This window comes from Caulobacter sp. ALps2 (assembly GCF_058681635.1).
Map to the genome: position 1 here is coordinate 2374295 of NZ_CM178743.1, position 19253 is coordinate 2393547.

Here is a 19253-nt window from a genome sequence, read left to right on the forward strand (position 1 = left end):
ACGGCAATCCGCCGCCGTCGCGATTTCAGCCGCGCCGCAGCGGCAGAACTTCGACGACGTCGTTCGTTGAAGCAGCGGGGGCGCCGGACCGTCGACGCAGCAGAGCATCCGCCCGCGAGAAGACGCCGACCAGCGAGGAATCCTGATCGGGGAAAACGCTGGCGACGGTTCGCCCTTCGAGATCGACCGACAGGGCGGCGCGCATCCAGTGTTCGCGCGGGCCGCTGGCGGGCAGGGGCGTGGCTAGGCGGGCCGGGACCAGGCGGACTTCGCCATCGCCGCCGGTCAGGGCCGCCAGCAGCGGACGCAGGAACAGCTCGGCGCAGACCAGGGCCGAGGCCGGATTGCCGGGCAGGCCCAGCACGCGGCGACCGCCATCTTGGCCTTGTGGGGGCAGGAGTCCGAACCAGGTCGGCTTGCCCGGGCGCACCGCGACTGTCTCGACGGCGAGGCCCAAACCCAGGGTGCGTAGGGCCGGCTTGACCAGGTCGTGGTCACCGACCGAGGCTCCGCCGATGGTGACGATCAGGTCGGCGTCGACGGGCTCGACGGCGGCGGCGATGGCGGCCGCGTCGTCGGCCGCGGCTGTCAGGCGAAAGACCTCGCCGCCCCAGCTCTGGATCAGGGCCGCCAGGGCGAAGGAGCCGCTCTCATAGATCTGGTCGGGACGGGGCGCGGCGCCGGGCGCGACCAGCTCGTCGCCGGTGGCCAGGATCGCCACGCGCGGCCGGCGGGCGACCAGGACCCGCGCCAGACCGGCCGAGGCGACCAGGCACAGCCGCCACGGATCGATGCCGACGCCGGCCTCCAGCAGGACGTCGCCGGTCTTGAAGTCGCCGCCGCTGGCGCGGACGTTGGATCTGGGATCCTCGCCGGTGTCGAAGCGGACATGGCCGCCCTCGCGGACGGCTTCTTCCTGAATGATGACGAGGTCGGCGCCGGCTGGGACGGGCGCGCCGGTGAAGATGCGGACGGCCTCCCCGGCCTGGACCGCGCGCGGAAAGGCCTTGCCCGCCGCGCTCTCGCCGGCGACCGCGAAGACCTTGCCGGGAGCGTAGTCGGCGCGGCGGATCGCCCAGCCATCCATGGCCGAGGCGTCGAACGGCGGCTGATGGCGGTCGGCGACGACGGACTGGGCCAGCACGCGGCCCAGGCTTTCGGTCAGGGCGACGGTCTCGACGCCCAGGCGGGCGGCGCCGTCCAGGATCCGGCCGCGCGCCTCTTCGACCGTGAGGTTCTTGAGCGGGCGCGCGGGCTTGGTCACGATCTACCCGACGAACGCGCGCTCGATCACGAAGTCGCCCGGCTCGGCGTTCGAGCCTTCGCGCAGGCCGTGGGCTTCCAGCAGGGCGGCGGTATCCTTGATCATGGCCATCGAGCCGCACAGCATGGCGCGGTCGTGCTCGGGATCGAACTTCACCTGGTCCAGGCCCAGGTCGGCGAACAGCTTGCCGCTCCCGATCAGGTCGGTGAAGCGGCCCTGCCGCTCGAACGCCTCGCGCGTCACGGTCGGATAATAGACCAGCTGGGCCTTGGCCTCGTCGCCGACCAGCGGATCCTCGTGGATCTCGGCGGTGAACAGGTCACGATAGGCCAGCTCCTGCACTTCACGCACACCGTGAGCGACGATGACCTGCTCGAAGCGGCTGTAGGCGTCGGGATCGCGGGCGACCGATAGCCAGGGCGCCAGGCCCGTGCCAGTGCCGAACAGGAATAGGCGCTTGCCCGGGCGGACGGCGTCCAAAACCAGGGTGCCGGTCGGCTTCTTGCCCAGAAGGATCTCGTCGCCTTCCTGGATCTGCTGCAGGCGCGAGGTCAGCGGGCCGTCGGGGACCTTGATCGAGAAGAATTCCAGCTCTTCGGCGAAATGCGGCGAGCCGATCGAATAGGCGCGCAGGATCGGCTTCTTCTCGCCCAGCTCTTCGCGGGGCGGCAGGCCGATCATCACGAACTCGCCCGAGCGGAAGCGGAAGCTGGCGGGGCGGGTGATGGCGAAGCTGAACAGGCGGTCGGTCCAGTGCTTCACCCACAACACCTTCTCGGTGAAGTACGGGGCTTCCTTGACGGGAGCGCCAGTAGGGGCGGGAGCGGTCGCGGTGGCCGTCATCTGAACTCTTGAATCCTTGGCGCGCTCGGCGCGGGGAGGGCGGAGCGCCGGTCGGCTCGGCGCGATGGACGCCGCTACGGCCCTGTAGGCGGCTCCTGTCTCATTTGAGCAGCGCCGTCTCCATGTCAACGCCGGTTGTCTAAAGCCGGCTTCGGAAAAACTCCGGCATCCAGGAGCTTTTTGCCTGTGTCGGCGACCCGAAAGATCAGCGCCAGTATTCGTACGCGGAGAGAAAGCCGCGTCTCGGTCCACGAACAAATGTTCAGATGAGAAGGGCTTTCAACATGATGCGGCATGGCATTGCGCTTGGCTGGGTGAAATTTGACGACGTTGTTCGTCTGTCGTCCGGTTAAGGACAATCTTTTTCCCATTCAGCGAAACATCCGCACCGGTTTTTCGAAAGCGTCAAAAATGTGATTGCCGGTCCTTCAAACGAGGCGCAGACTTCCTTTTGCTTCGTTCGCGAAGCCAACGATACGGAGGAACGTATGCGGGTTAGGTTCATAGGGGCCGCCGCGGCGGCCGGTCTGTTAGCGTTTGGTTTGGCTGGTTGCAGTGAAGGCGGCGCGAAGACGAAAGTCGCGCAAGCCAATCAAGTCGTCATGGAAGGCGCCACGATCACGGCGTCGGGCTGCGTGCGGCCTGTCGAGAAGACCAACTGCCTGGTCGTAAAGGGCCGTGGCGGCGGATATTATGACATCAGCAGCGCCAATCCAGCGCCGGATCTGTCCAAGGGCGTGGCGGTCTCGCTGCGCGGCTTGGACAAGGGCAAGAACACCCAGTGCGGGCGCGAGCTGACGAACGTCAAGTTCTCGTACCTGGGCATCCAGTGCGGCGCCACCTTGCCGGCAAGTGCGTCGAACGCGACGGACAAGGACGCCAAGACCAAACAGGAGAAGGCCGGCTGACCTGAACCAGCCTGGCTTGACCTGTAGCCCTTAGCTCTCGCCGGAGCCCGGATCGGTCCGGGTCTTCGGCGAACGGGCGCTGTTGGCCGCGCCTCGCGGTTCGGTGGCCGGCCGTGGCGGCTGGCCATCCCGAGTCGCGGGACGCTGGTTTTCGTGCTCGACCTCCCGATTCGACGGGCGGTCGGCCGGGGAAGACGCTTGCGATGGCTGAGAAGGGGGCGAGGAGGGGCTGGGCATGGCGAAATAACGCCGGGCCGGGGCTTCCGATCCCCTTTTGAAGCCCGCGCGCCCCTAGGGACGTGGGGTTGAGAGGCTCTAAACCCGTCAAACCGTTCCGCCCCGCTTGCCCGCCGCATGCGACCCTGCTAAATGGCGCGGCTCTGGCGACAGGACATGGCGCGCCGAGGCTTCAAAGCCTTCCGGCGCGCTGTCTGTCTCCGGATGTCCGTAAGCTCGAAAGAGCGGTCGGTCCGCAGGAGTGTAGCTCAGCTGGTAGAGCGTCGGTCTCCAAAACCGAAAGTCGTGGGTTCGAGTCCCTCCACTCCTGCCACTATATGTTTCCGACGGGCCGCCATTCCGGCCGGTCGCATTTGAAAGTCGTGAGCCTCTAGAGCATGGCCAGGAAACCGGGATCCAGCCCGTCCGCGATCAAGAACCGCGCCGCCAAGACGGCGGCGGCGATGGCGCCCGCTGGCGCCGGCGCGACGGTCGCGGCCGCTCCCGCCGCCCCCAAGAAGCGCACCAGCCCGGTGCAGTTCTTCCGTGAAGTCCGCGCCGAAGCCCGCAAGATCACTTGGACCACGCGCAAGGAGACCTGGATCACCTCGGTGATGGTCTTCATCATGGTCGTCGTGGCGTCGCTGTTCTTCATGGCCGTGGACGGCGGCGTGGGTTTCGCCATTAATCAGCTCCTGAAGCTGGCGACCGCGGGATAAGATAGAAGCGATGAGCACCGAAACCGCCTCGAACCCGAACCACAAGTGGTACATCGTCCACGCTTACTCGAACTTCGAGAAGAAGGTGGCCGAGAGCATCCGCGAGCAGGCCAAGAACCAGGGCCTCGAGGAGAACTTCTCCGAGATCTTGGTGCCGACCGAGGAGGTCGTCGAGATCCGCCGCGGCCGTAAGGTCAACGCCGAGCGCAAATTCTTCCCGGGCTACGTCCTGGTGAAGATGAACCTCTCGGACGAAGCCTACCACCTGATCAAGAACACTCCGAAGGTGACGGGCTTCCTGGGCAGCGGCTCCAAGCCGATGCCGGTCTCCGAAAAGGAAGTCCAGCGCATCGTTGGCGCCATCGAGGAGGGCGTCGCCGCTCCGAAGTCGGTGGTGCTGTACGAAGTCGGCGAGAACGTCCGTGTCATCGACGGTCCGTTCGCCAGCTTCAACGGCGCCGTCGAGCAGGTCGACGAGGAAAAGGCCCGTCTGCGGGTCACTGTCTCGATCTTCGGTCGCGCGACCCCGGTCGAGCTGGAATACGCCCAAGTCGAAAAGATCGCCTGATCCTTCGACGCGGTCTGAAGTTTTCTGGCCTGAGAATTCTGAAAAGCCCCGCGTCCTCCGACGCGGGGCTTTTTGCTGTCTAGTCTTCGATGGCCTCCACGCCCCGCCGGTCCAGTTCGGCCAGGTGGTCGCGCATGGTTTTGAGCTGTTCGGGCGTGTGGCCCGTCCAATCGACGACCTCGCCCACGATCCGCAGCGGATAGGGGGTGCGGTACGACTTGGTCGGATTGCCCGGAAACTTCTGGTCGGTGAGGTTGGGATCGTCCTCGATCGGCCCCGTCGGCTCGACGATGTAGATGCGGCCGCGTCCTTGGCCCTGGGCCAGTTCCGCGCCCCATGTCGCCGCCTCCAGCGTGGCGGTCAGATAGACGAACCTGGCCTTGTTGCGCTTGCCGTAGTTGGAGGCGTATCCGGCCCCGATCCGGTCGCCGACCGCCAGGTCGACCTTGGTCCCATGGTAGAACGGCTCCGCGCCGGTTTCGGCGCCCGTTTTGGCGAAGGTGGTCATCAGCGGCCCTCCTGATTTTGGGACCCGACGGGTCCCTCGCGTCGAGGGCGCTACAAACTGCGCATATTTCGTCGATCGCCAATTCTTGAACTCAGGTTTTTCGACCCCAAATCCCCTTCAGGCGGGGGCCAAGACGGTCGATTCAGAGCGGTTTTCCGCCTCCCAACCCGGAGATCAGTCTTGATGAAAGCGCCCCGGAAGTTGGTGGCTCTGGCCGTCGCGCCCATGACCGTGGCCATCGTCCTGCTGCCGCTCGCCAACCGTCTCCCGCTGCCAGATGGTCTGCTGGGATGCGCCATGGGCGTTTTGTTCGGACTTTCGGCGCTCAGCCTGCTGGCGATGGCAGGCATGGCCAAGTGCGCTTCTTAGGCTGGGCTTCTCACACAATCCGAAACACGTCTTGAGGCCCGGAATCCGCACCCGGCTTGCCGTCCACGCGAATGTGACTACTCTGTAACTGGAGCGTCCGGGGCTGAGCGAGCGCGATGGGGGGGCCTATCACCAAGTCGCAGACAGGTGACCGCGACCATGCGGTAGCGGTTTCGATGCCTATCGAGGTCATCGAGGGCGACCGCGTGCGTGTGTCTCCGGAGGGCCGTTCGGTCGGCGATCCGGTGGTCTCCGCCGTGGCCGCCTTTGTCCTGCGGACCTTGCAACCCTATGCCCCGTCGGGACGGACCGTGACGCCGACGACCGACATCACCGCCGATCTGCACATCGACTCCCTGACCGTGATGAACGCGGTCCTGGACATCGAGGATCACTTCGACATCTCGATCCCACTCAATCGACTGGCCCAGTTCCGCACCGTCGAGGACTTGGCCGCCTACATCGTCTCAAGACTCGGAAAACACTGAATTGGGCATCTTCGACACCCATTCCGCCCTGATGGCGCGCTACGAAACCGCTCGCGCGTCCGGACAAATGCCCACGGGCGTGGTGATGGACAGGCTGCTGTCCGCCACCGAGGCCGAGATCAACGGGCGAAAAACCGTGACCGTCGGCACCCACAACTATCTGGGCCTGGCGTTCGATCCCGCGTGCATCGAGGCCGCCGTCGAGGCGGCGCGTCGTGAGGGCACCGGCACCTGCGGTTCGCGGATCGCCAACGGTTCGTTCTCCGAGCACGTGGCCCTGGAGCGAGAGATCGCCGAGTTCCACGGCATGGCGCATGCGATGGTCTTCTCGACCGGCTATCAGGCCAACCTCGGCGTGATCTCGACCCTGGTCGGGGCCGGCGACTTCCTGCTGCTGGACGCCGACAGCCACGCCTCGATCTATGACGCCTGCAAGCAGACGCAGGCCAGCGCCATCCGCTTCAAGCACAATGACCCAGCCAGCCTGGAGGCGCGCCTACGCCGCGTGAAGGACGAGCCCGGCAACAAGCTGGTGGTCGTCGAGGGCATCTATTCGATGCTGGGCGACATGGCCCCGCTGAAGGAAATGGTCGAGGTCGCGCGCCGCTACGGCGCCTACATCCTGGTCGACGAGGCCCACTCGATGGGCGTTCTGGGCGAGCGCGGCTGCGGCCTGGCCGAGGCGGTTGGCGTGCTGGACGATGTCGACTTCGTCGTCGGCACCTTCTCCAAGAGCCTGGGCGCGGTGGGCGGCTACTGCGTCTCCAATCTCGAGCAGTTCGACATCCTGCGCGTCGCCTGCCGGCCCTACATGTTCACCGCCTCGCTGCCGCCGGCCACCGTGGCCTCGGTGCGCGCCGCCCTGGCGGCGGTCCGCGAGCGGCCGCAGCTGCGCGAGAAGCTGTGGAGCAACGTCCACCGCTTCTACGGCGCCCTGGCCGCCGCCGGTTTCCAGCTGGGTTCGATCGCCAGCCCGATCGTCGCGGTCTGTCTCGACTCCGAGCAGACCACCCTGGCCATGTGGCGGGCGCTGCTGGACCGCGGCTACTACGTCAATGTCGGCCTGCCGCCGGCCACGCCCTCGGGCGAGAGCCTGCTGCGTTGCGCCATCTCGGCCGCCCACTCGGAGGCGCAGCTGGACGGCCTGGCCGAGCAGCTGATCAGCCTGGGCCATGAATACGGCGTGCTGCCGGAAGACCTGCGCCGCGCCGCCAAGGCTTAAGCCAGGGGGATCGCCGAGACGTGGCCGTCGGCCCGGCCTTGGCGGCCATGCGCGACCAGCGGCGGACGTTCGGGGGTGATCACCCGCGTCTCGAACGTCCCGCCGGCCTTTGACTCCGCCTTCCCCGCCTGCTACACGCCGCGCCTCGCTCTCGGGCCCATTCTCTGGATGGGTCCTGGAGCGTGCTTGTCGTTCCGGCGGCGAGTTCAAATCCGTGGGAGGGCCGCCAAGCCCGCACCACGGCTCACCAGCGAGGGCTCCGGCCCTCACGAGAGGATACCATGGCTAAGAAGATCCTGGGCTACATCAAGCTCCAGGTGAAGGCTGGCTCGGCCACGCCTTCGCCCCCCATCGGCCCGGCTCTGGGTCAGCGCGGCGTCAACATCATGGGCTTCTGTAAGGAGTTCAACGCGCGCACCGAGAACGTCGAAAAGGGCACCCCCCTGCCGACCGTGATCACGGTCTACCAGGACAAGTCGTTCACCTTCGTCACCAAGACGCCTCCGGCGACGCACTTCCTGAAGCAGATCACCGGCCTGAAGTCCGGCGCCAAGCTGACCGGTCGCGAGACCGTCGGCGAGGTGACCCGCACCCAGCTGCGCGAGATCGCCGAAAAGAAGATGAAGGATCTGAACGCCAACGACATCGAGGCCGCGGCCAAGATCATCGAAGGCTCCGCCAAGGCCATGGGCCTGAAGATCGTGGAGGCCTAATCACATGGCTAAGCAACCCAAGCGCATCCAGGCCTGGACCGGCGACCGCGAAGCGGCTCACTCGGTCGAAGCCGCCATCGCCCTGGTCAAGGCCAACGCCAAGGCCAAGTTCGACGAGTCGATCGAAATCTCGGTCAACCTCGGCGTCGATCCGCGCCACGCCGACCAACAGGTCCGTGGCGTCGTGAACCTGCCGTCGGGCACCGGCCGTGACGTCCGCGTCGCCGTCTTCGCCAAGGACGCCAAGGCCGCTGAAGCGACCGCGGCGGGCGCCGAGCACGTCGGCGCCGAAGACCTGTACGAAAAGATCGCCGGCGGCTTCATGGACTTCGATCGCGTCATCGCGTCGCCGGACATGATGGCCCTGGTCGGTCGCCTCGGTAAGGTGCTGGGCCCGCGCGGCCTGATGCCGAACCCGAAGGTCGGCACCGTGACCCCGAACGTCGGCCAAGCCGTTAAGGACGCCAAGGGCGGCGCCGTTGAGTTCCGCGTCGAGAAGGCTGGTATCGTCCACGCCGGCATCGGCAAGGCCTCGTTCACGGACGAAGCCCTGGTCATCAACGTCAAGGCCCTGATCGAAGCCCTGAACCGCTCGAAGCCCTCGGGCGCCAAGGGTGTGTTCATCAAGCGCATCGGCCTGTCGTCGACGATGGGCCCGGGCTTCAAGGTGGACACCGCCTCGGTCGGCTAATCGCCGTCTGAAGTCACGAGATGAGAAGGGCGGGGCCTTGCGGCGCCGCCCTTTTTCTTTGATCCAAGGCGCATGAGCCCAAAGCCCACACCCGAAGACGAGATCCTCGACGTCGCCGTGATCGGCGGCGGGCCGGCCGGGCTGATGGCGGCCGAGACGGTGGCCCAGGGCCTCGGAAATGGGGCGGGCAAGTCCGTGGCCGTGTTCGAGAAGATGCCGACCTTCGGACGCAAGTTCCTGATGGCTGGACGTGGGGGGCTGAACCTCACCCATTCCGAAGAGTTCGAGCGGTTCGTTCGGCGGTATGACGCGCGGTCCGAGACCTTGCGGCCAATGCTGCGGGCGTTCGCGCCGAAGGACCTGGTGGCCTGGGCCGAGGGGTTGGGACAGCCGACCTTCGTGGGCGCCAGCGGCAGGGTGTTTCCCAAGGTGATGAAGGCCTCGCCGCTGCTGCGGGCCTGGCTGGCGCGGCTCGAGAACCTGGGCGTGCAACTGCGCGCTCGCGCCGAATGGACCGGCTGGAGCGCCGACGGCGGCCTGCTGATCAATGGCGAGGTCGTAAGGGCCCGGACGGTGATCCTGGCCCTGGGCGGGGCCAGCTGGGCCAAGCTGGGCTCGGACGCGGCCTGGGTTCCAGCGCTGGAAGGGCGGGGCTGCGCGGTGGCCCCGTTCCGCCCCGCCAACTGCGGCTTCGACGTCGCCTGGAGCGCGGTGTTTCGTGAGCGTTTCGCTGGCGAGCCGTTGAAGAATATCAGCCTACGCCATGGTGACCGGACGGCGCGGGGCGACGCCATGGTCGCGGGCTATGGCCTGGAGGGCGGTGCGGTCTACGCCTTGGCCGCGACCCTGCGCGACGCGATTGAGGCTGACGGCCAGGCCGTGGCGATCATCGACCTGCGCCCCGACATCCCCGTCGAGACCTTGGAGCGCCGGCTGCACGCGTCCAGGGGCGGGCAGAGCTTGAGCAACTTCCTGCGCAAGGCGGTCAAGCTGTCGCCGGTCGAAGTCAATCTGCTGCGCGAGGCTCACGGCGTGGACCTGGCCGCCGAGCCCGCGACCCTGGCGGCGGCGATCAAGGCCGCGCCGATCGCGCTGACCGGCGTGCAGCCGCTGGAGCGCGCCATCTCGGCGGCGGGCGGCGCGCGGTTCGAGAGCCTGGATGGCCTGGCTCTGAAGGGCCGCCCCGACGTGATCCTGGCCGGCGAGATGCTGGATTGGGAGGCGCCTACGGGCGGCTATCTTCTGCAGGCGTGTTTCGCGACGGGCGTGGCGGCCGGTGGCGCGGCGCTGGCGCGTTTGGGTCAAGCGAAAGCGCACCGCGCGGCGGGTGAAACTTGACGTAACGGCGTTCCGCGAGCAATTCTTCTCCTCCACTCCGGGGGGAGAGGTCCCATGACGACAATTGATCAGGCGGCGGCCGTCGCTGGCGTGCGGCTCGACGCGCTTTCCGGCAAACGCACGGCGTTTATCGATCGCTGGATCTACGTTTTCATGGCCTCCAGCTTCGTGGCTATCGTGCTCGCGGGCTTCATACCGGACTCGCTGGTCCAGATGGCCGCGGTCGAGGCCAAGCAGCGACCACCGTTCCCCTTGGTGCTGCATCTTCACGCCCTCCTGATGGGGGCTTACCTGTTGTTGCTGCTCACCCAGACCTCGCTCGTGGCGACCGGCCACGTCGCCGCGCATCGCTTGCTTGGCATGGCGGGGGCGGTGCTCGCGGCGGCGCTTGTGGTTGTCGGGTTCGTGCTGATCCCGACGATCTATCACCAGGTGTTCGATGGATTGCGGGCCGCGCCGCCGCTGGTCAGGCCCCAGGTTCTGGGCCTGCTGACGTTCCTCGAGAACATCATGCTGGTCCAGGGCCGCATTGGTATCGTCTTCGCGATCCTGGTGTTCCTGGGCGTCAGGGCGCGGGCGACGGATCCAGGCTTCCACAAGCGGATGATGATCCTGTCGATCGCGGGCGCGCTGCCAGCCGCCTTCGACCGTATCAAATGGATCCCGACCACATTACCGGAGCGACCGCTCTCGTCAGACCTCTACATCCTAGTGGCGATCGCCCCGATGTTCTTGTGGGACGTCTTCCGTAACCGCCGCGTCCATCGCGCCTATTGGATCTGGCTGGCTGTCGCCGCGCCGTTCACCCTCGCCGTTCACACCCTTTGGGACACGCCATTCTGGCACGCCACGGTCAAGCGGCTGATGGGGGTCTGATCGTGGCGCCTACTTGACCGCCGCCCGGATCCGCGCCGCCATCGCCTCCAGGTCCTTCGGATCAGCCGGCTTGTTCTCCATGAGATAGACCGGCTTGCCGGCCACGCGCGGGATCACATGGACGTGCAGGTGCGGCACGCTTTGGCCAACACCGTTATTTTGCAGGATCAGGAAGCCTTCCAGGTTCAGGGCGTCGACTTCCGCCTGGCCGACCTTCTGGGCTACAGCCATGACCTTGGCGATGTCCGCGGGGTTCATCTCCAGCAGGTTGCGAGCCTTGGAGGTCTTCGAGATCACCAGCACATGGCCGGGCTCCAGCGGGGCGCGGTCCATGAAGGCCAGGATGTCGGCGTCCTCATAGACCTTGTAGCTGGGCAGCTCGCCCCGGATGATCCGGGCGAAGACGTTGCCTTCGTCATAGGCGCCCTTCAGTGGCGGGAAGGGAGCCTTGGCGGCGCTTGCAGGTTCGAAGCGGGCCAGCCAGCGGATCACCTCGCTCTCCAGCGCGATACGCGCGTCCGAGAAGCTGTGATCGGTGGCCATGTAGGTTTCGGTCAGCGCCCTTGCGCTGGCCGCCTTCGCGGCGGCGGCCAGCTTGCGCGTGCCGGGCGCGCCGGCGAATTCAGCGCCGATCAACAGCAGGGGGCGATCGGAGATCTGGGCGGTCAGCTTCTCCAGGTCCAGCTTGTCGGCGTCGCGCTCGATCTCGGCGACCAGGGCCTCGGGCGTCGTGGCCAGCGGCGCGGTGTCGGGGCGCATGGCCTCGATCGCGGTCTTGCGGGCCTCGGCCGAGGTGATGCGGTCGCCGCGCGAGCCGATGTCCCAGGAGTCGATCAGCACGGCGCCGGCCACGCGCGGCTCGGCGGCGACGGCGTCGGCGGCCATGAAGCCGCCCATGCTGTGACCGGCCACGACGATGCGCTTGGGATCGATGTGGTATTTGGCGACATTGGCCGGATCCAGCAGGAAGGCCACGGCCGCCTCGCCGTCGGCGCGGGCATTGGCGAAGCTGAACTTGCCGTGGCTGCCCCATGAGCCGCGATAGTTGATCCGCATGGCGTTCCAGCCGGCGCGGCGCACCGCCTGCAGCAGGTCGATATTGGTCTCGTTGCCGGGGAAGCCGTGCAGGAACAGCATCGTCGGGTGCGGTCCGGGGCCCGAGGCGGTGTAGAGGATCGCATTGACCTTCGACCCGGCGATGTCGATCTGGAAGGCGGCCATGTCGGCCGGGCGATCCTTGTCGCGAGCCGGATCGGCGACCACGGCGCGGGGCGTCGGCGGGACCTTCGGCTCGGTGAAGGCAGGGCCGGCGAAGGCCAGCAGAAGCGCGGTCAGCACGACGATGCGTTTCATAGAGATCCCCCAAACTCGTCGCCCTATAGAACATGGCTTCGAGGCGGCGGGGGAGGGGCGGCGTGAATTTCAACACGCTGTTGATATCCGTCGCCACTTCGTCTATACGGCCCGCCTCTTCGCTGGACTCCGGTCCAACGGAGAACCTGTTTGAGAACTACGGGGCGTGGGGTCACCAACGCCGTAATCGAGGAAGAGCCCTTCCTCGCCGTCGGGAGACAGGGATAGAGACGCCAAGTCTTCCTGCTCGTGGCTTCCTTCTTCATTGAGGGGACGGTCCGAGACCGGAACGCGGCCGACTTTCCTTGAAACAGGCATGTGCGACTCGCAAGCGGGAGCAATTCCGCATGGGACCGCATCTGGCTGCCGGAATGGTCCGGCCGCTGTTATTGAGTAGGAGACCGCAATGGACCGCGCTCAAAAGCAGGAATCGATCGAGTCGCTGAAAAGCGTCTTCGCCGATGCCGGCGCTGTCGTCGTGACCCACTACATGGGTCTGACCGTTGCGGAAATGACCGACCTTCGTCTTCGCCTCCGCAAGGAAGGCGCCGCGATCAAGGTTGTGAAGAACACCCTGGCCCTCAAGGCTCTGGACGGCAAGCTTGGTGATACGGGTTCCGCCCTGTTCACCGGCCCGGTCGCCATCGCCTACGGCCCGGACGCCGTTTCGGCCGCGAAGATCGCGGTGCAGTTCGCCAAAGAAAACGACAAGCTCAAGATTGTCGGTGGCGTTCTGGACCAGACCAACGTGCTGGACGAAGCTGGCGTGCGTGCTCTGGCGACCCTGCCGTCGCTGGACGAACTGCGTGGCAAGCTTATCGGCCTCATCCAGGCTCCGGCGACCAAGATCGCTGGCGTCCTGCAGGCCCCGGCTGCCCAGCTGGCTCGCGTTTTCAACGCCTACGCGACCAAAGACGCCGCGTAACGGTCATCCCCGCAAATCTATCCCAATCTCTCTAAGGAACTGACACATGTCGAAGCTCGAAAAGCTGGTCGAAGAACTGTCCACCCTGTCGGTGCTGGAAGCCGCTGAACTGTCGAAGCTGCTGGAAGAAAAGTGGGGCGTTTCGGCCGCCGCTCCGGTCGCCGTCGCCGCTGCCGGTGGCGCTGCCGCTCCGGTTGAAGCCGCTGAAGAGCAAACCGAGTTCACCGTTGTCCTGGTCGACGGCGGCGACAAGAAGATCAACGTGATCAAGGAAGTCCGCGGCGTCCGTCCGGACCTCGGCCTGAAGGAAGCCAAGGACCTGGTCGAAGGCGCTCCGCAGAACGTCGTCGAGAACGTCTCGAAGGCCCAAGCCGACGAAGTCGCCAAGAAGCTGACCGAAGCCGGCGCCAAGGTCCAAGTGAAGTAATCCATTCCCAGCGTTCGCTGGGGACGGGTTCCTTTTGGAACTGCCGAGCGGCCTCGGAGGGAAACCTCCGGGGCCGCTTTGTTTTTGGGCTCTTGTCGTCAGGCGGCCCAATGGCGAATCTGCCCCCTCTCTTTCGGGGAATCGCATGCCGAAGCTGATCCATCGCCGCGGCGCCCTCGTTGGCGCGCTCTCTCTGGCCGGCACGCCTGTCTTGGCCAAAGGCGGCTTGGGCGGCATCGTCATGCCGGCGTCGGTGGCCGACAGCGAGCTGCGCGGTCTCTCGCCCACCGGCGGTAAGTCGTACTGGGCGTCGGGGTCCAAGGGCTGGCTGATCCGGGGCAAGGGCGAGCGGCAGGACGCCATGCGGATCGTCGGGGCCGAGGGGCTGGACTTCCGGGGCCTGCACGCCTTCGACGACGACCACCTGCTGGCGATGAGCGCCGGTCCGGGGCCGGCCTCGCAGCTGTGGCGCACCAGGGACGGCGGCAAGGCCTGGAAGCGCATCGCGACCAACCACGACCCTGACGGCTTCTGGGACTCGATCGCTTTCGTCGACGGTCGCCGCGGCTTCATTCTGGGCGACCCGACCCAGGGCCGGTTCACCATGCTCTACACGGCCGATGGCGGCGAGACCTGGACGCGGCTCAAGAACGAGGGCGTGCCGCTAGCGGCGCCGAACGAGGGGGCCTTCGCGGCCAGCAACGGTTGCGTGGCGATCGGCAAGCGCGGGCAGGTGGCCTTCTGCACCGGCGGGGCGGGTCGAGCGCGGGTCTATCTGTCGCGCGGCGGGGGCGGGGTCTTCGTGGCCATCGACACGCCGATCCTGGCCGACGCCGCATCCAAGGGTGCGTTCGCGGTCGCCTTCGACAAGCACAATGCGCTGTGGGTCTGTGGCGGCGACTACAAGAGCCCGACCGCCAAGGGCGTGAACCTGGCGCGCCTGGACCCCGGCCGCGTCACCTTCGAGCCGGTCGAGGCCCCGCCAGGCTATCTGTCCAGCGTCTCGGTCGACGGTTCGACCGTGATGGCCACGGGCCTGGCCGGTACGATTGTCAGCCGCGAGGGCGGGGCGTTCGAGCGGATCTCGCCCGCGCCGATGAACACCGTGCGCCTGACCTCGGAGACGTCGGGCGTGCTATGCGGGCCCAAGGGTTCGATCGGGATCTGGAAGGCTTAGACGGAACCGTTCCGGCCAAGCTCACGTTCATCCGCCATGCTCAAGATCGCCGGTGTCCTGCTCGTCCTCATGATCGTCTTCGGTATCCTCGGCTTCGTCGTCGACGTCGCCGGCGCGATCACCAAGGTCGCGTTCTTCGTCTGCCTGATCGCCCTGGGCGTCTCGCTGGCCATGAAGGCCCTGAAGCGCGGCACCTGAGAGAACCCGGTTCGCCGAAAGCCGGGCCGCACAAGGCTGTGGGAAACCGCAAGAGCGTATTTACGCCAGTTTACGAATCCCCCTTTTCTTCCCTGCCTTCATCCCCTATATCCCCGCGTTCACGATTACATCGGCGGAGCGCCTACGCGCGTCCGTATTACGCCCCGAGGCGCGGTCAGCCGCCCTCCGACCAGCGCGAAGGGGCGCCCTAAGGCTTCCGGTCCCGGTCGCTTTTTAGGGGAATTCCAGCGTCCGCGGCTCCCTGAACAGGCGAGCGGCGAGGGTGGACGCTAGGTACATTCGAATTCACGCGCGGACTCTGTCCGCGCCGCAGGGAAAAAACATGGCGCAATCCTTCACCGGCAAGAAGCGGATCCGGAAGTCTTTCGGCCGCATTCCCGAGGCTGTGCAGATGCCGAACCTCATCGAGGTTCAGCGCTCTTCCTACGAACAGTTCCTGCAGCGCGAGGTCCGTCCGGGCCAGCGTCGCGACGAGGGCGTCGAGGCGGTCTTCAAGTCGGTGTTCCCGATCAAGGACTTCAATGAACGCGCCGTGCTCGAGTACGTCTCGTACGAGTTCGAAGAGCCCAAGTACGACGTTGAAGAGTGCATCCAGCGCGACATGACCTTCGCGGCGCCGCTGAAGGTCAAGCTGCGCCTGATCGTGTTCGAAACGGAAGAAGAAACCGGCGCCCGCTCGGTCAAGGACATCAAGGAGCAGGACGTCTACATGGGCGATATCCCGCTCATGACGGACAAGGGCACCTTTATCGTCAACGGCACCGAGCGCGTCATCGTCTCGCAGATGCACCGTTCGCCGGGCGTGTTCTTCGACCACGACAAGGGCAAGACCCACGCCTCGGGCAAGCTGCTGTTCGCCGCCCGCGTGATCCCGTATCGCGGTTCGTGGCTGGACTTCGAGTTCGACGCCAAGGACATCGTCTACGTCCGCATCGACCGCCGCCGCAAGCTGCCGGCCACGACCTTCCTCTATGCCTTGGGCATGGACGGCGAAGAGATCCTCACCACGTTCTACGACGTCGTCCCGTTCGAGAAGCGCGCGGGCGGCTGGGCCACCCCGTACAAGCCCGAGCGCTGGCGCGGCGTGAAGCCGGAGTTCCCGCTGGTCGACGCCGACACCGGCGAAGAAGTGGCCCCGGCTGGCACCAAGATCACGGCTCGCCAAGCCAAGAAGTTCGCCGACGCGGGTCTGAAGACCCTGCTGCTGGCCCCGGAAGCCCTGACCGGCCGCTACCTGGCCCGTGACGCCGTCAACTTCTCGACCGGCGAGATCTATTCGGAAGCCGGCGACGAGCTGGACGTCCCGGCGATCCAGGCCCTGGCCGACCAAGGCTTCGACACCATCGACGTGCTGGACATCGACCACGTCACGGTCGGCGCGTACATGCGCAACACCCTGCGCGTGGACAAGAACGCCGTCCGTGAGGACGCGCTGTTCGACATCTATCGCGTCATGCGTCCGGGCGAGCCGCCGACGGTGGAAGCCGCCGAGGCGATGTTCAAGTCGCTGTTCTTCGACGCCGAGCGCTACGACCTGTCGTCGGTGGGCCGCGTGAAGATGAACATGCGCCTGGAGCAGGACGTGTCGGACGAAGTCCGCATCCTGCGCAAGGAAGACGTCCTGGCCGTCCTGAAGGTCCTGGTGGGCCTGCGCGATGGTCGCGGCGAAATCGACGACATCGACAACCTGGGCAACCGTCGTGTTCGCTCGGTGGGCGAACTGCTGGAAAACCAGTACCGTGTCGGTCTGCTGCGCATGGAACGCGCCATCAAGGAACGTATGTCGTCCGTCGACATCGACACCGTGATGCCGCACGACCTGATCAACGCCAAGCCGGCCGCCGCCGCCGTCCGCGAATTCTTCGGCTCCTCGCAGCTGTCGCAGTTCATGGACCAGACGAACCCGCTGTCGGAAATCACCCACAAGCGTCGTCTCTCGGCCCTCGGCCCGGGCGGTCTGACCCGTGAGCGCGCCGGCTTCGAAGTCCGCGACGTTCACCCGACCCACTACGGCCGGATCTGCCCGATTGAAACGCCGGAAGGCCCGAACATCGGTCTGATCAACTCGCTGGCTACCCACGCCCGCGTGAACAAGTACGGCTTCATCGAGAGCCCGTACCGTCGCGTGAAGGACGGCAAGCCGCAGGACGAAGTCGTCTACATGTCGGCGATGGAGGAATCCAAGCACGTCATCGCCCAGTCGAACATCGCGGTGTTCGAAGGCGAGATCGTCGACGACCTGGTTCCGGGCCGCATCAACGGCGAACCGACCCTCCTGCAAAAGGAGACGGTGGACCTGATGGACGTGTCGCCGCGCCAAGTCGTGTCGGTGGCCGCCGCCCTGATCCCGTTCCTCGAAAACGATGACGCCAACCGCGCCCTCATGGGCTCGAACATGCAACGTCAGGCCGTGCCGCTGGTGCAGTCGGACGCCCCGCTGGTCGGCACCGGCATGGAAGCCGTCGTCGCCCGTGACTCGGGCGCCGTCGTCATCGCCAAGCGCACCGGCGTCGTGGAACAGATCGACGGCACGCGTGTCGTCATCCGCGCCACGGAAGAAACCGACGCGGCCCGCTCGGGCGTCGACATCTACCGGATGTCGAAGTTCCAGCGGTCGAACCAGTCGACCTGCATCAACCAGCGTCCGCTGGTGAAGGTGGGCGACCGGATCAGCGCCGGCGACATCATCGCCGACGGCCCGTCGACCGAGCTGGGCGAACTGGCCCTGGGCCGCAACGCGCTCGTCGCGTTCATGCCCTGGAACGGCTACAACTTCGAAGACTCGATCCTGATCTCCGAACGCATCGTCCGTGACGACGTCTTCACCTCGATCCACATCGAGGAATTCGAAGTCATGGCCCGCGACACGAAGCTGGGTCCGGAAGAAATCACCCGCGACATTCCGAACGTCGGCGAGGAAGCCCTGCGCAACCTCGACGAAGCCGGCATCGTGGCGATCGGCGCCGAAGTCCAGCCGGGCGACATCCTGGTCGGCAAGGTCACGCCGAAGGGCGAAAGCCCGATGACGCCGGAAGAAAAGCTGCTGCGCGCCATCTTCGGTGAAAAGGCCTCGGACGTCCGCGACACCAGCCTGCGTCTGCCCCCGGGCGTCGCCGGCACGATCGTCGACGTGCGGGTGTTCAACCGTCACGGCGTCGACAAGGACGAACGCGCCCTGGCTATCGAACGCGCCGAGATCGACCGTCTGGGCAAGGACCGCGACGACGAGTTCGCGATCCTGAACCGCAACATCTCGGGCCGCCTGAAGGAACTGCTGATCGGCAAGGTCGCGCTGTCGGGTCCCAAGGGCCTGTCGCGCGGCGAGATCACCGCCGAAAACCTGAGCCAGGTGGCTTCGGGCCTGTGGTGGCAGATCGCCCTCGAGGACGAGAAGGCGATGGGCGAACTGGAAAGCCTGCGCCGCCTGTTCGACGAGAACCGCAAGCGCCTCGACCGTCGTTTCGAAGACAAGGTCGATAAGCTGCAACGCGGCGACGAACTGCCTCCGGGCGTCATGAAGATGGTCAAGGTCTTCGTGGCCGTGAAGCGCAAGCTGCAGCCGGGCGACAAGATGGCCGGCCGTCACGGCAACAAGGGCGTCATCTCGCGCATCCTGCCGATCGAGGACATGCCGTTCCTCGCCGATGGTACGCACGTCGACGTCGTTCTGAACCCGCTGGGCGTGCCGTCGCGCATGAACGTCGGTCAGATCTTCGAGACCCACCTCGGCTGGGCCTGCGCCAATCTCGGCAAGCAGATCACCAACCTGCTGGAAGACTGGCAGCACGGCGGTCAGAAGGAAGCCCTGGTGACGCGCCTGCGCGACATCTACGGCCCGGACGAAGAACTGCCGGACACCGAAGAGGGTCTGGTCGAACTGGCCAAGAACCTGGGCAAGGGCGTTCCGATCGCCACCCCCGTGTTCGACGGCGCGCGCATGGACGATATCGAGGACCACCTCGAAATGGCCGGCGTGAACCGCTCGGGTCAGTCGATCCTGTTCGACGGTCTGACCGGCGAGCAGTTCAAGCGTCCGGTCACGGTCGGCTACATCTACATGCTGAAGCTGCACCACCTGGTCGACGACAAGATCCACGCCCGTTCGATCGGTCCGTACTCGCTCGTCACGCAACAGCCGCTGGGTGGTAAGGCCCAGTTCGGCGGTCAGCGCTTCGGGGAAATGGAAGTGTGGGCTCTGGAAGCCTACGGCGCGGCCTACACCCTGCAGGAAATGCTGACGGTGAAGTCCGACGACGTGGCCGGCCGCACCAAGGTCTACGAGTCGATCGTCCGCGGCGACGACACGTTCGAAGCCGGTATCCCGGAAAGCTTCAACGTGCTGGTCAAGGAAATGCGCTCGCTCGGCCTGAACGTCGAGCTGGAGAACAGCTGATCCGGATCACCCTCCCTCGCGTGAACCGCGGGGGAG

General features: G+C 66.2%; 18 protein-coding genes, 1 tRNA gene and 1 pseudogene. 16 read left to right on the forward strand and 4 right to left on the reverse strand.

The genetic code is table 11. The annotated features are described in order from the left end of the window. Positions 1–25 precede the first annotated feature (25 nt). Entirely contained in the window at positions 26–1264 is a 1239-nt protein-coding gene (locus tag ACW173_RS11405; RefSeq protein ID WP_492085446.1) for a molybdopterin molybdotransferase MoeA, read from the reverse strand. Between the two features lie 3 nt (positions 1265–1267). Then, a pseudogene (locus ACW173_RS11410) lies at positions 1268–2211 on the reverse strand (ferredoxin--NADP reductase). A 498-nt stretch (positions 2212–2709) separates the two neighbouring features. Here ACW173_RS11410 and ACW173_RS11415 point away from each other — a divergent pair. From ACW173_RS11415 to nusG, 4 genes are all read left to right on the forward strand, one after another. After that, the gene (locus ACW173_RS11415) at positions 2710–3015 is read left to right on the forward strand and encodes a hypothetical protein (RefSeq protein WP_492085448.1); all 306 of its coding nucleotides are present in this window, start codon (positions 2710–2712) and stop codon (positions 3013–3015) included. Between the two features lie 474 nt (positions 3016–3489). Next, a tRNA-Trp gene (locus ACW173_RS11420) sits at positions 3490–3565 on the forward strand. Positions 3566–3629: 64 nt separating this feature from the next. After that, positions 3630–3950 carry a preprotein translocase subunit SecE gene (gene secE, locus ACW173_RS11425; RefSeq protein ID WP_492085450.1) on the forward strand — a complete coding sequence of 107 codons (321 nt, stop codon included), beginning with the start codon at positions 3630–3632 and terminating at the stop codon, positions 3948–3950. Positions 3951–3960: 10 nt separating this feature from the next. Further along, positions 3961–4518: a transcription termination/antitermination protein NusG gene (nusG, locus tag ACW173_RS11430; RefSeq protein ID WP_492085453.1), complete on the forward strand. Its 558-nt coding sequence runs from the start codon at positions 3961–3963 to the stop codon at positions 4516–4518. Between the two features lie 79 nt (positions 4519–4597). Here nusG and arr read toward each other — a convergent pair whose 3' ends face one another. Beyond that, the gene (arr, locus tag ACW173_RS11435) at positions 4598–5026 is read right to left on the reverse strand and encodes an NAD(+)--rifampin ADP-ribosyltransferase (protein WP_492085456.1); all 429 of its coding nucleotides are present in this window, start codon (positions 5024–5026) and stop codon (positions 4598–4600) included. Between the two features lie 183 nt (positions 5027–5209). Here arr and ACW173_RS11440 point away from each other — a divergent pair, with 183 nt between their 5' ends. The 7 genes from ACW173_RS11440 (at position 5210) to ACW173_RS11470 (ending at position 10723) form a co-directional block, all read left to right on the forward strand. Beyond that, positions 5210–5395 (forward strand): hypothetical protein, encoded by a 186-nt coding sequence (locus ACW173_RS11440; RefSeq protein WP_492085458.1) that lies wholly within the window; start codon positions 5210–5212, stop codon positions 5393–5395. Positions 5396–5571: 176 nt separating this feature from the next. Beyond that, entirely contained in the window at positions 5572–5883 is a 312-nt protein-coding gene (locus ACW173_RS11445) for an acyl carrier protein (RefSeq protein ID WP_492085460.1), read from the forward strand. A 1-nt stretch (position 5884) separates the two neighbouring features. After that, positions 5885–7105: a serine palmitoyltransferase gene (gene spt / locus ACW173_RS11450; protein WP_492085462.1), complete on the forward strand. Its 1221-nt coding sequence runs from the start codon at positions 5885–5887 to the stop codon at positions 7103–7105. Positions 7106–7386: 281 nt separating this feature from the next. After that, positions 7387–7818 carry a 50S ribosomal protein L11 gene (gene rplK / locus ACW173_RS11455; protein ID WP_056046604.1) on the forward strand — a complete coding sequence of 144 codons (432 nt, stop codon included), beginning with the start codon at positions 7387–7389 and terminating at the stop codon, positions 7816–7818. 4 nt (positions 7819–7822) lie between these two features. Beyond that, complete coding sequence (rplA, locus tag ACW173_RS11460) at positions 7823–8509, forward strand: 50S ribosomal protein L1 (protein WP_492085465.1); 687 nt, start codon at positions 7823–7825, stop codon at positions 8507–8509. A 72-nt stretch (positions 8510–8581) separates the two neighbouring features. Next, positions 8582–9847, forward strand: coding sequence for a TIGR03862 family flavoprotein (locus ACW173_RS11465; protein WP_492085466.1), 1266 nt, complete (start codon positions 8582–8584; stop codon positions 9845–9847). 54 nt (positions 9848–9901) lie between these two features. Further along, on the forward strand, positions 9902–10723 hold the full coding sequence (locus tag ACW173_RS11470; protein ID WP_492085468.1) for a hypothetical protein: 822 nt from the start codon (positions 9902–9904) through the stop codon (positions 10721–10723). 9 nt (positions 10724–10732) lie between these two features. On the opposite strand, the gene ACW173_RS11475 is transcribed toward ACW173_RS11470, so the two are convergent. Further along, positions 10733–12076, reverse strand: coding sequence for an alpha/beta fold hydrolase (locus ACW173_RS11475; protein ID WP_492085470.1), 1344 nt, complete (start codon positions 12074–12076; stop codon positions 10733–10735). Positions 12077–12482: 406 nt separating this feature from the next. Here ACW173_RS11475 and rplJ point away from each other — a divergent pair, with 406 nt between their 5' ends. From rplJ to rpoB, 5 genes are all read left to right on the forward strand, one after another. Continuing rightward, a complete protein-coding gene (gene rplJ, locus ACW173_RS11480) occupies positions 12483–13001 on the forward strand; it encodes a 50S ribosomal protein L10 (RefSeq protein ID WP_492085471.1) in 519 nt (172 codons plus the stop codon). A 46-nt stretch (positions 13002–13047) separates the two neighbouring features. Beyond that, a complete protein-coding gene (rplL, locus tag ACW173_RS11485) occupies positions 13048–13428 on the forward strand; it encodes a 50S ribosomal protein L7/L12 (protein ID WP_492085472.1) in 381 nt (126 codons plus the stop codon). Between the two features lie 145 nt (positions 13429–13573). Next, positions 13574–14605, forward strand: a complete 1032-nt coding sequence (locus tag ACW173_RS11490) for a WD40/YVTN/BNR-like repeat-containing protein (protein ID WP_492085473.1) — start codon at positions 13574–13576, stop codon at positions 14603–14605. A gap of 36 nt (positions 14606–14641) precedes the next feature. Continuing rightward, positions 14642–14803 carry a hypothetical protein gene (locus tag ACW173_RS11495; protein ID WP_492085475.1) on the forward strand — a complete coding sequence of 54 codons (162 nt, stop codon included), beginning with the start codon at positions 14642–14644 and terminating at the stop codon, positions 14801–14803. Between the two features lie 343 nt (positions 14804–15146). Then, positions 15147–19217 carry a DNA-directed RNA polymerase subunit beta gene (gene rpoB, locus ACW173_RS11500; RefSeq protein ID WP_492085476.1) on the forward strand — a complete coding sequence of 1357 codons (4071 nt, stop codon included), beginning with the start codon at positions 15147–15149 and terminating at the stop codon, positions 19215–19217. Positions 19218–19253: the final 36 nt, after the last annotated feature.